The sequence below is a fragment of the Gordonibacter urolithinfaciens genome (assembly GCF_900199375.1).
Classification (GTDB): Bacteria; Actinomycetota; Coriobacteriia; order Coriobacteriales; family Eggerthellaceae; genus Gordonibacter; species Gordonibacter urolithinfaciens.
Genome location: NZ_LT900217.1, coordinates 2,177,559 through 2,190,523 on the forward strand (window position 1 = coordinate 2,177,559; position 12,965 = coordinate 2,190,523).

Below are 12,965 nucleotides of genomic sequence, written 5' to 3' on the forward strand. Positions count from 1 at the left end.
GCACGCCGCGCGCGGGAAGCCCGGTGCCGCATGCGGCCGCGCGTTTCGGAAGCCGTTCTAATCGACGACGTTCTGCGGGTGGCCGTCCACGAAGGCCCCCACGTTGGCGGCGACGGTTGCCAGCAGGCGCTCGCGGGCCTCATGGGTGGCCCAGGCGATGTGGGGCGTGACGACGATGTTCTCGCCCTTCGCCTGGAGCAGGGGGTTGTCGGGGCGCATGGGCTCGACCGATACCACGTCGGCGCCGAAGCCGGCCAGCTTGCCCGAGCGCAGCGCGTCCACCACGGCCTGCTCGTCCACGAGGGAGCCGCGCGCGGTGTTCAGCAGGTAGGACCCTTCCTTCATCTTGGCGAGCGCTGCGGCGTCCATCAGGTGCTCGGTCTCGGGCGTGGCCGGCACGTGCAGCGAAACCACGTCGGCCGTGGCCAGCAGCTCGTCCAGATCCACCTGCCGCACGCCGTCGCCTTCCAGCTGCGGCTTGGGCGAGCGGTTCTCGAACACCACGGGCATGCCGAAGGCGCGGGCGATGCGGCCCACCGCCTGCCCGATGCTGCCCATGCCGACGATGCCCATCGTCTTTCCCGCCAGCTCCACGAGCGGCGTGCTCCAGAACGAGAAGTCCTTGGCGCGCGTCCAGCCGCCGTCCATGACCAGCTGGGAATGCTCGCCCACGTGCAGGCACAGCTCCAGCAAGAGCGCGAACGTCATCTGCGCCACGTCGGGCGTGGAGTAGGCCGGAACGTTCGACACCACGATGCCGCGTGCGCGCGCCGCATCGAGGTCGACCACGTTGTAGCCGGTGGACGTGAGCGCGATCATCTTGAGGCGCGGCGCCCAGCCGAGCGCCTCGGCGTCCCAGACCGTCTTGCTCGATACGACGATGCCGGCTTCGGCCACGCGCTGCGCCAGCTGGTCGCGCGGCGTGCGGTCGTACACGGTGACGGTGCCGTACGATTCGAGGGCGTCCCAGCTAAGGTCGCCGGGGTTGTTCACGTATCCTTCGAGAACCGCGATGTTCATGGGCGCTCCTTCCCGCAGGTGCACTGTTCGGCTTGCTCTGCCGGCGATTGTAGCACCGCGTGAACGGTGCGGCCTTCCGGGTGCCGAAGCGATGCGATGCGGTAACGCGGGCGGCTGCCCCTCGGGGCGGGAGGCAGGGAAGCGGGTGGCCTGAAAAGGATCGGCCCGGCGAGAGGGGAGCTCGCCGGGCCACAAGGAGGGGGATGTGCGGCGTTCTTGGACGCCGCTACTGCTTTGCAAGGGGTTACAAGCAGTGCAAGTTGAAAGGAGGGGAGCCTTTTCACTTGCTGGGATCAGTATATAAGTTGGCCTTGAAGAACATATGGGCTGCACGTGCGCGTTTTGTCGATTATCGCCCCGTTTGCGTTACGCTCCCGTTACCTGGCGGGAGGCGGAGGGCGGAGCTGGCTGCCATGCCGTATGGGGCCGGGGAAGCTCGGAAAAGGATCGGCCCGGCGAGAGGGGAGCTCGCCGGGCCACAAGGAGGGGATGATGCGGTGCCTATTGGGCACCGACTCTGCTTTTAAGGGGTAAAGCAGATGCAAACTGAAAAGGAGGGGAGCCTTTCGTTTGCTGCCGCCTAGTATAAAAGTTGGCCTTGAAAAACATATGACGGAGGAGTGGCCGTTTTGTGAATTAGAGGGCTTGAAAGTAACAATTAGGTAAAGTTGCCGGCTTTTCCGTCCTTCCGTCAGGCGCCGCCTCCCGCAGGATCCGCCTCGCCCCCGTCCGGCCCGCCGACCGGCGCGTCGTCCGCGCCATCGCAGTCGACCTCGCACGCGATGCCCGCCGCCACGGGTACGAAGTCGCCCGCTCCCGGCGCCACGTCGCCGACGCCGCGCCGCAGGTACGCCCGCAGCGCCCGCAGCGCCGCCAGCTGCTCGGGTGCCAGCGCCCCCGACGCGCGGTCGGCCTTGAGCCCGGCCGCCAGCATGCCCAGGAAGCGCGCGCTCACCACGGCCACGATGGTGGTGGCCAGCACCAGCTGCACGCCGGCCAGCTGCTCGACCGCCCATGCTGCGCCCGAGAGCCCGGCGCCCTCCAGGGCTCCGGCCAGCCCGCGCGTGGCCAGCAGTCCCACGGCCATGGGAAAGGTCATGCCCGCGTAGCCGGGGTGGAACGCGACACCGAAGAACTTAGGCAGCTTCGCAACCACGTAGACCAGCGACACGGCCTCGCAGGCGAACAGCAGTCCCATGACCACGAGGTTGGGGTCGGGGAACACGTTCACATACGACACGAGGCACATGCTGCACGGTCCCAGCATGATAGCCTGCGAGTGCATCATGGCCTCGGCCACCTCGCAGCGCTTCATGCGCCACAGCATGAACGGCGTCACCGCCACGTAGATGGCGATTCCCCACACCACGATGCCCACCGCCAGCGGTTCGGGCATGAACGGCATGCCCGCCACCGTTGACACCATCACCCCGTTCGTGGTGACGTACCAGCTGGGCATGAACGTCTTCCATTCGAACCGCCGCAGGAAAAACCGGGCGAAGAACACCGCCACATGCACGCACAGCAGGCCCAGCATGGCGAAGAACACTGCCTGCGCGGCCGCCCATGCGGCCGGGAACAGCTGTGCGTAGAACACGCACAGAACCATGACCAGCATGGGAACCGTCGGGTAGAGTGCGGCCAGCATGGGGTTGGCGTACTCGGCCGCCACCACGCTGCGCAGATGGAAGGCGATCTTCAACGCGTACAGCACCACGACCGCCGTGGCGGCGGCAACGGCGAGCCAGTGCACGATCGGGAATCCGAGCGTGTCGTACACGCCGCTCAGCACCAGCAGGCCGAGCGCGGCCGGCACGACGGGGAGCGGCAGCTTCGAGACCTTGTCCTTGACGTACATGCTTCCCCCTTCGTCGGTGCGCCCGCACGGGTGCGCGGCCCCATGATAAAGCCGGGGGTCCCTCCGATCAATCAGGTAATTCCCGCCGGGGCAAAACGGTCCGTAGGAAAGGATCGGCCCGGCGAGAGGGGAGCTCGCCGGGCCACAAGGAGGGGATGATGCGATGCTCTTGGGCATCGCTACTGCTTTGTAAGGGGTACAAGCAGTGCAAACTAAAAGGAGGGGAGCCTTTCGCTTGCAGGGCCCATTATAGACGCAGGGGTTGAAAAACCTATGGTGCAGGCGTGTTCGTCTTGTGCAACGGCCGTGCACGGTCGGTGAATTGCAGGCTGGGTCCGCACGGCTGCCGCTCGCGGACGCTCGGCAACCGCTCGCGTGCAAGGCACCTGGCCGGCCGCCGTGCGGCCGTTTCGGCTCCTTCTGTCGAAGGAACGGGTTTTCCCGACGCCCGCTGCGCGTGCCGCGACGTTTGGGTATCATAGTGGAATCGAAGAAAGGAGCCTCCATGCCCGATATCGCGCTGCGCTTCCACAAGGACATGCTCGTGCTGTCCGCCCCCCTCGCCGCCGTGCTCGCCCGCCAGGGTGTCGACGTGGCACGCGACCTGGAGTACCTGAACCTCATCGAGCCGGAGGCCGTGCGCGACGCGCTGCGCTTGGAGTCCATCGCCGGCGCCCAGTGCCTCGTTGCCGGCACGGAGGGCATCGCGCCCGCCCGCCTGGCCCACCACGGCATGGAAGACCGCTTGGGCGACCTCGCCCGCGCGGCGCTCGGCATTGTGGGCTCGCTCAAGCCCCAGCACGTGCTGGCGGAGGTGGGGCCGTGCGGGCTGCCGCTCGACGGCTCAAGCGCGGCATCGCTCAACGAGAACCGCAGCCAGTACGCCCGCGCCGCACGCGCGTTCGAGGGCGCTGCGCTCGACGCGTTCCTGTTGGGAGGGTTCGCGAACCCCGTCGACCTCAAGTGCGCGCTCATGGGCTTGCGGCAGGCGAGCGACCTGCCCGTGTTCGCGGCCATCGACGTGGACGGCGACGGCCTCGTTGCCGACGGCCGCATGGCGGTCGAGGAGGCCGTGGCCCTGATGGGCGAGTTCGGCGCCTCCGTGGCGGGCATCACCACCGGCGCGCCCGCCGATCGGGCCGCGGAGCTCGTCGAGCGTGCCTGCGCCTCGACCGACCTGCCGGTGCTCGTGCAGCTGCGCGTGGCCGACCATGCGCCGCGGCAGGGGGCCTCCACGCCCGAGAACCCCTACTACTGCCCCGACGTCATGGTCGACGCCGCCGCGCGCCTGCGGGCGGCGGGCGCCCAGTTCCTGCGCGCCGTGGGCGATGCCACGCCGGCCTACACCGGCGCGCTGGCCGCGGCCACGGACGGCTTCGACGTCGTGGCGCCCCGCGGCGCCGATCCAGCCGAGGACGAGGACGATCTGGCGACTCTGCTGTCTGCCGTGCGGGGGAGGTAGCGCATGGCCTCCGGCTCCAACATCGAGCGCAGCCCGCACTACGGCGCCCTGCAGGACCTGGTGGACGGCCTGTTCGCCAGCGCTTCGGCCGACGACGCCGTGCGCCGCCTCGACGCGGTGATAGCCGCCGAGGCCGCCGACCTCCCCGACGACCTCATGGAGGTGGTCAGGCTGCTCCCCCCGGGGTCCTACACCCGCCAGCGCCTCTGCGACCAGATCAACTCGTCTATAGGCGGACACGCCTGGGGCCAGGTCTACGGCACGGTGGAGTAGGCCCCTCTCGCCATCGGTTCAGATCGGGCGTTGAGGGGCCTGCGCTTGGGAAGCCCCTCGCGCACCAAGCCCCTCCGATCAAGAGCGCCCTGCATTTCTGAAGTTCCTGTGATGCCCTTCGTGATTCACGAATGGAAGTCAATTTGTAACATATATCCCCCTTGTTTTCCTTCTCGCTCGCAGGTACTATATGTCCACGCTAGATCGATAATCCCCCACAACATATTGTGGAAAAATGACTTAAAGACAGTGGAAACTCGGGGCATAACCGCGGTAAAACCACTGTTCGCAAAAGGAAAACGGCAGAGAGGAACGGCACGCATGGTCACCACCATCATCAAGCGCGACGGGCGCACGGCGGAATTCAACGAGGGCAAGATCGCCGAGGCGGTGGAACGCGCGTTCCAGGCATGCGGCGCCATGCAGGACCGCACGGCTGCCGAGGACATCGCGCGCAAGGTGGTGGAGAAGCTGGAGAGCGGCGCCATCGAGGGCGTGCCCACGGTGGAGGGCGTGCAGGACCTGGTAGAGGAGACGCTTATCGAGTCCGGCTTCGTGCAGACGGCCAAGTCCTACATCCTCTACCGCGCCGAGCGCAGCCGTGCCCGCGACGTGAACAGCCGACTCATCCAGACGCTCAAGGACATTACCTTCTCCAAGGCCAGCGACTCGGACATGAAGCGCGAGAACGCCAACATCGACGCCGACACCGCCATGGGCACCATGCTCAAGTACGGTTCCGAGTCGGCCAAGCAGTTCTACGAGATGTGCGTCATCGATCCGAAGTTCGCGCGCGCCCACCGCGAGGGCGACATCCATATCCACGACATGGACTTCTACACGCTCACCACCACGTGCTGCCAGATCGAGCTGAAGAAGCTCTTCAAGGGCGGCTTCTCCACGGGGCACGGCGTGCTGCGCGAGCCGAACGACATCACGAGCTACGCGGCGCTCGCGTGCATCGCCATCCAGTCCAACCAGAACGACCAGCACGGCGGGCAGGCCATCTGCGACTTCGACTACGGTTTGGCCGAGGGCGTGAAGAAGACGTACCGCCGCCTGTACAAGAAGCACCTGGCCGAGGCGGTCGACCTGCTGGTCGACGGCGTGGTGGACGATGCGCGCGCATTCGCGCAGGACGTGCTTGCGGCCGTCGAGGAGCAGACGGGCCTCTGGGCCAGCCTCAAGATGGACGAGGGCTTCGAGGCTGCGGTGCGCGAGGCGCTCGTCGCAGCCGGCGTGGGCGAGCCGCTTGCGGACAAGGCGCTCGCCTACACGGCGAAGAACGCGCACGCCGACACCGACCGCGCCACGTTCCAGGCCATGGAGGCGCTCGTGCACAACCTGAACACCATGCACTCCCGCGCCGGCGCGCAGACGCCGTTCAGCTCGGTGAACTACGGCATGGACACGTCCCCCGAGGGGCGCATGGTGGTGAAGAACATGCTGCTGGCCACCGAGGGGGGCCTCGGCTCCGGCGAGACGCCCATCTTCCCCGTGCAGATCTTCCGCGTGAAGGAGGGCGTGAACTACAACCCCGAGGACCCGAACTACGACCTGTTCAAGCTGGCCATGCATTGCTCGGCAAAGCGCCTGTTCCCCAACTTCAGCTTCCTGGACGCGCCGTTCAACATCCAGTACTACCAGGGCACGCCGGAGACCGAGATCGCCTACATGGGCTGCCGCACGCGCGTCATGGGCAACGTGTACGATCCCGACCGCGAGGTCACGCCCGGGCGGGGCAACCTGTCGTTCACGTCCATCAACCTGCCGCGCCTGGCCATCCGCAGCAAGGGCGACCTTGACCTGTTCTTCGACCTGCTGGACGCGAAGCTGGCGCTCACGGTGGGGCAGCTCGACGAGCGCTTCGAGATACAGGCGCGCAAGAAGGTGTACAACGCGCCGTTCCTCATGGGCCAGGGCGTGTGGATCGACTCCGAGAAGCTGGCTCCCGGCGACGAGCAGCGCGAGGTGCTGAAGCACGGCACGCTTTCCGTGGGCTTCATCGGCTTGGCGGAGGCGCTCGTGGCGCTCACCGGCCAGCACCACGGCCAGTCGCAGGCGTCGCAGAACCTGGGGCTCGAGATCATCGGGCACATGCGCGGCTACCTGGACCGTCTGTCGGCCGAGCGCAAGATGAACTACGGCCTGATCGCCACGCCCGCCGAGGGCCTGTCCGGCCGCTTCGTGCGCATGGACCGCGCGCGCTACGGCTCCATCGAGGGCGTCACCGACCGCGACTACTACACGAACGGCTTCCATGTGCCGGTGTACTACGACATCAGCGCGTTCGACAAGATAGAGATCGAGGCGCCGTACCACGCGCTCACGAACGCGGGCCACATCTCCTACGTTGAGCTCGACGGCGACCCGTCCGAGAACCTGGAGGCGTTCGAGGCCGTCATCCGCCACATGAAGGACAGCGGCATCGGCTACGGCTCGGTGAACCACCCGGTGGACCGCGACCCGGTGTGCGGCTACAACGGCATCATCGGCGACGTGTGCCCCAAGTGCGGCCGCACGGAGGAAGAGCACGGCATGGCCTTCGAGCGCATCCGCCGCATCACCGGCTACCTGGTGGGCACCCTCGACCGCTTCAACGACGCCAAGCGCGCCGAAGAGGCCGATCGGGTCAAGCACCAGATGTAGGTGGCTCCGGCGGCCTGCCGGCTGCCGGAACTACTCGACGCTGCGGCCGCCCGTGGTGCCCGATCTTGCGGCGATGGCGGAGGCTCGCGTACCGAAGCACGCTTCGCCTCTGCCATCCCTACGATCTCGGGCACCACGGGCGGCCTCGCTGACTTACTACGCCAACCTGTTCGATTATTATGCGCCCCTCGGGTGCATGCGAGGCTGCTTATGACTGCTCCCAACACTATACGTCTCTTCGGCACGGCCCCGGACTCCATCGTCGACGGGCCGGGGCTGCGCTTCGCCGTGTTCGTGCAGGGGTGCACGCACGGCTGCCCCGGCTGCCATAATCCCGAGAGCCAGCCGTGCGCGGGCGGAGAGGAGCGCGACATCGACGGTCTTGTGGCCGAGATCGCGGCCAACAAGCTGGCGCAGGGCGTGACCATCTCGGGCGGGGAGCCTTTTGAGCAAGCGGCCGCCTGCGCCGAGCTGGCGCGCCGCTGCCATGCGCTCGGCCTGAACGTGTGGACGTATTCGGGCTACACCTACGAGCAGCTGGCCGCGGGCGTGCCCGACCCGGCGGCGCGCGACCTGCTCGAGCAGACCGACGTGCTGGTGGACGGCCCGTTCGTGCAGGCGAAGCATTCCTTCGACCTCAAATGGCGCGGTTCCTCCAACCAGCGGCTCGTGGACGTGCCCGCCACGCGGCGAGAGGGCCGCATCGTGCTCTGGGAGCCGCGCGAGGTCGAGCCGCCGAAGCCCCCTTCCTGGTAAGCATCGCGCCCTTCCCTTTTCCCCTTGCACAAAAGGACGATCATGTGATACTATCCTTTCAATCATTTGATTGAAAGGATAGGCTATGAGCGACGATATCACTCCTTCCGAGATCAAGCGCATCCGCAAGAAGTACGGCTTGACGCAGCAGGCGTTCGCCCGGCTTCTCGGAATCGGCGAGGCCAGCATGGTGCGCTACGAGAACGGCCAGCCTCCCAGCAAGGCGAACGCTAACCTTATCCGCGCCGCCGCACACACCGCTTTCATGCGCGAATGCCTGGAGCGCGATGGCGAGTCCATCCCGCCCGCGCAGCGCGAGAGCGCGGAGAAGGTCATATACGCGATGGTCACATTCGATGACAAGGGGGAGATCATGGATATCAACGAGATGTACATGCTCACGCTCGAGCAGGAGATCCTCAACGAGAAGGCCGCCGAGATCCTGGCGGAGGTGTCGCGGCTTCGCCGCGAGGCGGAGAAGCGGGGCGACGAAGAGGGCATGCTGGTCTATGACGATGTCATTTCGCTGATCGCCGAGAGGAAGGGGCAGATCATCAGGGAAGTGGACGGGAGCGAGAAAAAGCTCGCGGAGATACGCGGGGCCATCGACGGGCTCGCGCGCTTCGCGCGTTTCCATGCGGCGAAGGCCGCATGATGAAAGCCGATCCGGGCGCTTTCAGCGAGGAAGAGTTTGCCGGCGAGTTTCAGTCGATAGCTAAGCACCTCGTGCTCGAATCGCGTTGCGCGCCGTCTGCACATCCCCGGGCGGTTCTGCTCGGGGGGCAGAGCGGAGCGGGGAAGACAGCGCTCCACGAGCTTTGCGTCAAGGGTTTCAAGGATGGGAGCATCGTCATCAACGGCGACGAGTACCGCTCACACCATCCACGCTTCGCCGAGCTGGACGCCCAGTACGGGCCCGAGGCGGTGGCTCATACCGCCGCATGGGCGGGACAGATGGTAGAGGCGCTGGTCAAAGCTCTGTCATCCGCCCGCTGCAACCTCGTCGTCGAAGGAACGCTGCGCACCTCGCAGGTGCCGCTGGACACGGCTGCGCTGCTACGGGGCAAAGGCTATCGCGTGTCGTTGGCGCTCATGGCCGTCAAGCCCGAGATATCGCTCGTCAGCTGCCAGATCCGCTACGAGCTCATGCGCATGGCCGGCACGACGCCGCGTGCGACCGATCCCGCCCATCACAACAAGATCGTTGCCGACATCGTCCAGAACGTGGGCGTCTTGGAAAGCTCGGGCCTGTTCGACGAGATCCGGCTTTACTCGCGCGAAAGAGAGTTGCTGTACCCGCTTGAGGGGGACGCGCGCCGCGCCGCCGACGTGCTCGAGGCGGTGCTCTTCGGCCCGTGGACTCCTACGGAACGGGAGCACTACGAGTTCCTGGAGGCAAAGCTCGCCTCGCTGCAGGGAGGGGCGTCCCTCCCGTCGGAGCGGCCTTAGAGCCGCGGGACCGGCCGGAGGTGCACGAGGCTGGCCGCAGGGGACGCCGAGGTCGCCCCGAGCCGCCCAGAGGTCGCCCGGAGCTGCGCCGGGGGTCGCCGGTGAGCCACACCGAGGTTTCCGGGGGTCGCCCTTGTGTAGTCCCGTACTTGGTAACATGCCCGTTAGGTTCGTTTCGCGGCATTCCGTGGTAGGATAAAAACATGGAACAACTCGAACACTATATACAGGGCATCGTGCACGTCGATTGGCTGACCACGGCCTTGGCGGCTGCCGTCATCCTCGCGGTCACGGCCATCTTCGCGCGCCTTACCGTTCGCTTCATGCGCAAGATGCTGCACTACAACGAGGAGAAGAACCTTCCCTCCAGCTCCATCTTCGTCAACATCGCCCGCGGCGCCGTATGGCTGCTGGGCGTGTGCATCATGCTGTCCACCTGCTACGGCGTGGACGTGAGCGCCGCCATCACCGCGCTCGGCATCGGCGGCATCGCCATCTCGCTCGGCTTCCAGGACACCATCGCCAACCTCATCGGCGGCTTGCAGGTCAGCCTGCTGCGCATCATCAAGCCCGGCGACAACATCGAGGTGGGCTCGTCGTCCGGCGTGGTGAAGGACATCACCTGGCGCCACACCACCATCAGGAACAGCAAGGGGGAGGAAGTCGTCATCCCCAACTCCATCATCAACAAGACGGCGCTCACGCACCTGCCGCCCACGAACCAGGTGAGCCTGCCCATCGTGGTGGTCACACCCGGCGAGCACCTGAACGACGTGGCGGCGGCCATCGAGCACGAGGCATCCGAGGCGGCGGGGTCGGTGGCGAAGCTGACGAAGGAGCCGAAGCTGTCCTTCTCGGCCATCACCGACGGCGGCTATGTGGGATCCATCACGTTCAAGGTGGCCGACAGCCGCACGAGCGCCCGGGCGGGCGATGCCGTGCTGCGGGCCGTGGCGCCCCTCACGCGCGCCGGAGCGCCCGAGGCGGCCGGCAAGGTTCTCGAGGAGGCTCGGCAGGAGGCCGAGGAAGCATCGGAGGAGGCTGCCGAGAAGCCCAAGTCCAAGCCCGCGGTAAAGGCGAGCAGCAGGCAGGCCTCTCCTACGAGCCTGCGCAAGCGCATGGCGCGCATGTTCCGAACGAGCAAAGGGGGTCGATCATGAACGAGAAACGCCTTGAGGGCCCGGGTCCGCTGCATCGCGAGGACGGCGCGCTCTCCGCATGCGGGTGGGCCACCCAGCTGGAGCTCGCCTACGACCGCACGCGCATCAAAGCGCCCGGGTGGCGCATCAAGGAGTGGGACTACTACTTGGTGAACGACGGCGCCTATGCCGTGGCGCTCACGCTGGGCGACCTGGGTTACCTCGGCCTTGTCTCGGCGTCGGTCATCGACTTCGCGCAGGCGGCCTACAAGACCACGAGCGTCATCACGCCCTTTCCGCTCGGACGCTTCCGCCTTCCTTCCACCTCGCGGGAAGGCGTCTCGTCCTTCGAGAACGGGCGCGTGTCCTTCCGCTTCGAGGCAGGGAACGGCGAGCGCCGGCTGCACGCCCGTTTTGCGCAGTTCGACGGCGACGACGACCTCGTGTTCGACGCCGTGCTCTCCGACGAGCCCGAGGAAACCATGGTCATTGCCACGCCGTGGGCCGAGGATCCGCTCGCCTTCTACTACAATCAGAAGATCGTGGCCATGCGCGCCCGTGGCAGCTTCAAGAAGGGCCTGCTGGTACACGGGTTCGCACCCGACGACTCGTTCGGCTTGCTAGATTGGGGCCGCGGCGTGTGGACGCGCGACAACACGTGGTTCTGGGGCGTGGCGCAAGGCTGGCAGGACGGGCGGGGCGGAGCCCGGCCGGGCTCGCACTGCTTCGGCCTGAACCTGGGCTACGGTTTCGGCGACACGTCGGCCGCCTCGGAGAACATGGCGTTCGTGGACGGCGTGTGCCACAAGCTGCACCGCGTGGACTTCGGCGTGCCCGAGAAGCCCGCCGCGGCCAACGCCCGCAAGGTCGCCGACCGCTACGACCTGCTGGCCCCTTGGCACGTCACCGACGACGAGGGCCGCCTCGATGTGACGTTCACCCCGCTGCTCGACCGTGCGGACTGCATCAACGCCCTGGTCGTGCGCACCGACCAGCACCAGGTGTTCGGCACGTTCGACGGCACGGTGGTGCTCGACGACGGCACGCCCTTCCGCATCGCCGGCCTGCAGGGATCAGCCGAGGTCGTGCACAACGTGTACTAGGGTGTGACAGGGGGACGACGGGGATAACGTCACGTTCTTGGGCGCTTTGCGGCCTTGCGTCTCATTGGGGAACGTGACATTATCCCCGTCCCCCTGTCACACCCTTGTCACACGGAGCGGCCCGCCGATCGGCGGGCCGCTTTTCACGTTCCAGGCAGGCTGCTTGTGGAGGCCGGCTTCCTACAGCCCCTCGGTTTCGAAGCGCTTCTTCAGCGCCTCCTGGTGGATGCTGTACTGCAGCGCCATCTCCTTGGCCACGCGCCCGCTCTTCACCAGGTCGAACAGGCTCTGGTCCATCGTGCGCATGCCCTCTGCTCCGCCCGCGGCTATCACGCTGTCTATCTGGTGCGTCTTCTCCTCGCGGATGAGGTTGCGGATGGCCGTGTTCGTGACCATGATCTCGAAGGCGGGCACCACCTCGCCGTCCACCGTGGGCACGAGCTGCTGCGACACGATGGCGTCCAGCACCATGGACAACTGCATACGTATCTGGCGCTGCTGCGAGGCGGGGAAGGCGTCGATGATACGGTCCACCGTGCCGGCCGCGCCCGTGGTGTGCAGCGTGCTGAACAGCAGCTGCGCCATCTCCGCGGCGGTGACGGCCGTGCCGATGGTCTCGTAGTCGCGCATCTCGCCCAAGAGGATGACGTCCGGGCTCTCGCGCATGGCCGAGCGCAGCGCCTCGCCGTAGGTGGCGATGTCGGTGGGCACCTCGCGCTGCGTCACGATGCAGCTGCCGTGCTTGTGGACGTACTCGATGGGGTCCTCCATGGTGATGATGTGCCCGCTGCGCTCGTGGTTCAGCTTGTCGATGATGCAGGCCAGCGTCGTGGACTTGCCCGCGCCCGCCGGTCCCGTGACCAGCACGAGGCCCTTCTGCAGGCGGGCCAGGCGCAGCACCTCGTCGGGGATGTGGAAGTCGGCCGGGTTCGGCAGGCCGAACGGGATGACGCGGATGACGGCGCCGAACGACCCGCGCTGGCGGAACACGTTCGAGCGGAAGCGCCCCACGCCCGCGATGGCGAACGAGAAGTCGTCGTCGTGGTTGCCGTTGTCCACGAAGCTCTTCATGCTGCGGCCGCTCACCTCGTAGATGGCGCGCACGAACGTCTCGGTGTCGTCGGGCATGAGCGGCGCCGAGTCCAGGCGGATCTGCCTCCCGCTCACCTCGTAAGACAGCGGCAGGCCTGCAATGATGAAGATGTCGGACGCCTTCGCATCCACCATCTCCCGCAGCAGCTCTTCAAGTTTCATCT

11 protein-coding genes are annotated in these 12,965 nt (G+C 66.7%); 8 read left to right on the forward strand and 3 right to left on the reverse strand.

The features are described 5' to 3' along the window. Positions 1-57: 57 nt before the first annotated feature. On the reverse strand, positions 58-1,020 hold the full coding sequence (locus BN3560_RS09375; protein WP_096227844.1) for a D-2-hydroxyacid dehydrogenase: 963 nt from the start codon (positions 1,018-1,020) through the stop codon (positions 58-60). A gap of 691 nt (positions 1,021-1,711) precedes the next feature. Further along, positions 1,712-2,878, reverse strand: a complete 1,167-nt coding sequence (locus BN3560_RS09380) for a TDT family transporter (RefSeq protein ID WP_161959440.1) — start codon at positions 2,876-2,878, stop codon at positions 1,712-1,714. A 505-nt stretch (positions 2,879-3,383) separates the two neighbouring features. On the opposite strand from BN3560_RS09380, the gene BN3560_RS09385 reads away from it, so the two are divergent. The 8 genes from BN3560_RS09385 (at position 3,384) to BN3560_RS09420 (ending at position 11,709) form a co-directional block, all read left to right on the forward strand. After that, on the forward strand, positions 3,384-4,340 hold the full coding sequence (locus BN3560_RS09385; RefSeq protein ID WP_227115061.1) for a homocysteine S-methyltransferase family protein: 957 nt from the start codon (positions 3,384-3,386) through the stop codon (positions 4,338-4,340). 3 nt (positions 4,341-4,343) lie between these two features. Then, positions 4,344-4,613, forward strand: a complete 270-nt coding sequence (locus BN3560_RS09390; RefSeq protein ID WP_096227845.1) for a hypothetical protein — start codon at positions 4,344-4,346, stop codon at positions 4,611-4,613. A gap of 321 nt (positions 4,614-4,934) precedes the next feature. Further along, a complete protein-coding gene (locus tag BN3560_RS09395; protein WP_096227846.1) occupies positions 4,935-7,262 on the forward strand; it encodes an anaerobic ribonucleoside triphosphate reductase in 2,328 nt (775 codons plus the stop codon). Between the two features lie 210 nt (positions 7,263-7,472). Further along, positions 7,473-8,018: an anaerobic ribonucleoside-triphosphate reductase activating protein gene (gene nrdG / locus BN3560_RS09400; RefSeq protein ID WP_096227847.1), complete on the forward strand. Its 546-nt coding sequence runs from the start codon at positions 7,473-7,475 to the stop codon at positions 8,016-8,018. An 85-nt stretch (positions 8,019-8,103) separates the two neighbouring features. Continuing rightward, positions 8,104-8,673 (forward strand): helix-turn-helix domain-containing protein, encoded by a 570-nt coding sequence (locus tag BN3560_RS09405; RefSeq protein WP_087189889.1) that lies wholly within the window; start codon positions 8,104-8,106, stop codon positions 8,671-8,673. Continuing rightward, positions 8,670-9,467, forward strand: coding sequence for a zeta toxin family protein (locus tag BN3560_RS09410; protein ID WP_231897375.1), 798 nt, complete (start codon positions 8,670-8,672; stop codon positions 9,465-9,467). The genes BN3560_RS09405 and BN3560_RS09410 overlap by 4 nt, the downstream gene beginning before the upstream one ends. A gap of 203 nt (positions 9,468-9,670) precedes the next feature. After that, positions 9,671-10,627, forward strand: a complete 957-nt coding sequence (locus tag BN3560_RS09415) for a mechanosensitive ion channel family protein (RefSeq protein ID WP_096227848.1) — start codon at positions 9,671-9,673, stop codon at positions 10,625-10,627. Beyond that, positions 10,624-11,709 (forward strand): DUF2804 domain-containing protein, encoded by a 1,086-nt coding sequence (locus tag BN3560_RS09420; protein WP_096227849.1) that lies wholly within the window; start codon positions 10,624-10,626, stop codon positions 11,707-11,709. The genes BN3560_RS09415 and BN3560_RS09420 overlap by 4 nt, the downstream gene beginning before the upstream one ends. Before the next feature lie 180 nt (positions 11,710-11,889). Here BN3560_RS09420 and BN3560_RS09425 read toward each other — a convergent pair whose 3' ends face one another. Beyond that, positions 11,890-12,963, reverse strand: coding sequence for a type IV pilus twitching motility protein PilT (locus BN3560_RS09425; protein ID WP_096227850.1), 1,074 nt, complete (start codon positions 12,961-12,963; stop codon positions 11,890-11,892). Positions 12,964-12,965 lie beyond the last annotated feature (2 nt).

Excerpts from the sequence above, each read along its gene's own strand:
- BN3560_RS09395 (WP_096227846.1), top strand. The coding sequence starts at position 4,935 with ATGGTCACCACCATCATCAAGCGCGACGGGCGCACGGCGGAATTCAAC.
- BN3560_RS09415 (WP_096227848.1), top strand. The coding sequence starts at position 9,671 with ATGGAACAACTCGAACACTATATACAGGGCATCGTGCACGTCGATTGG.
- BN3560_RS09405 (WP_087189889.1), top strand. The coding sequence starts at position 8,104 with ATGAGCGACGATATCACTCCTTCCGAGATCAAGCGCATCCGCAAGAAG.
- BN3560_RS09425 (WP_096227850.1), bottom strand. The coding sequence starts at position 12,963 with ATGAAACTTGAAGAGCTGCTGCGGGAGATGGTGGATGCGAAGGCGTCC.
- BN3560_RS09375 (WP_096227844.1), bottom strand. The coding sequence starts at position 1,020 with ATGAACATCGCGGTTCTCGAAGGATACGTGAACAACCCCGGCGACCTT.
- BN3560_RS09420 (WP_096227849.1), top strand. The coding sequence starts at position 10,624 with ATGAACGAGAAACGCCTTGAGGGCCCGGGTCCGCTGCATCGCGAGGAC.
- BN3560_RS09380 (WP_161959440.1), bottom strand. The coding sequence starts at position 2,878 with ATGTACGTCAAGGACAAGGTCTCGAAGCTGCCGCTCCCCGTCGTGCCG.
- BN3560_RS09390 (WP_096227845.1), top strand. The coding sequence starts at position 4,344 with ATGGCCTCCGGCTCCAACATCGAGCGCAGCCCGCACTACGGCGCCCTG.
- nrdG (WP_096227847.1), top strand. The coding sequence starts at position 7,473 with ATGACTGCTCCCAACACTATACGTCTCTTCGGCACGGCCCCGGACTCC.
- BN3560_RS09410 (WP_231897375.1), top strand. The coding sequence starts at position 8,670 with ATGATGAAAGCCGATCCGGGCGCTTTCAGCGAGGAAGAGTTTGCCGGC.
- BN3560_RS09385 (WP_227115061.1), top strand. The coding sequence starts at position 3,384 with ATGCCCGATATCGCGCTGCGCTTCCACAAGGACATGCTCGTGCTGTCC.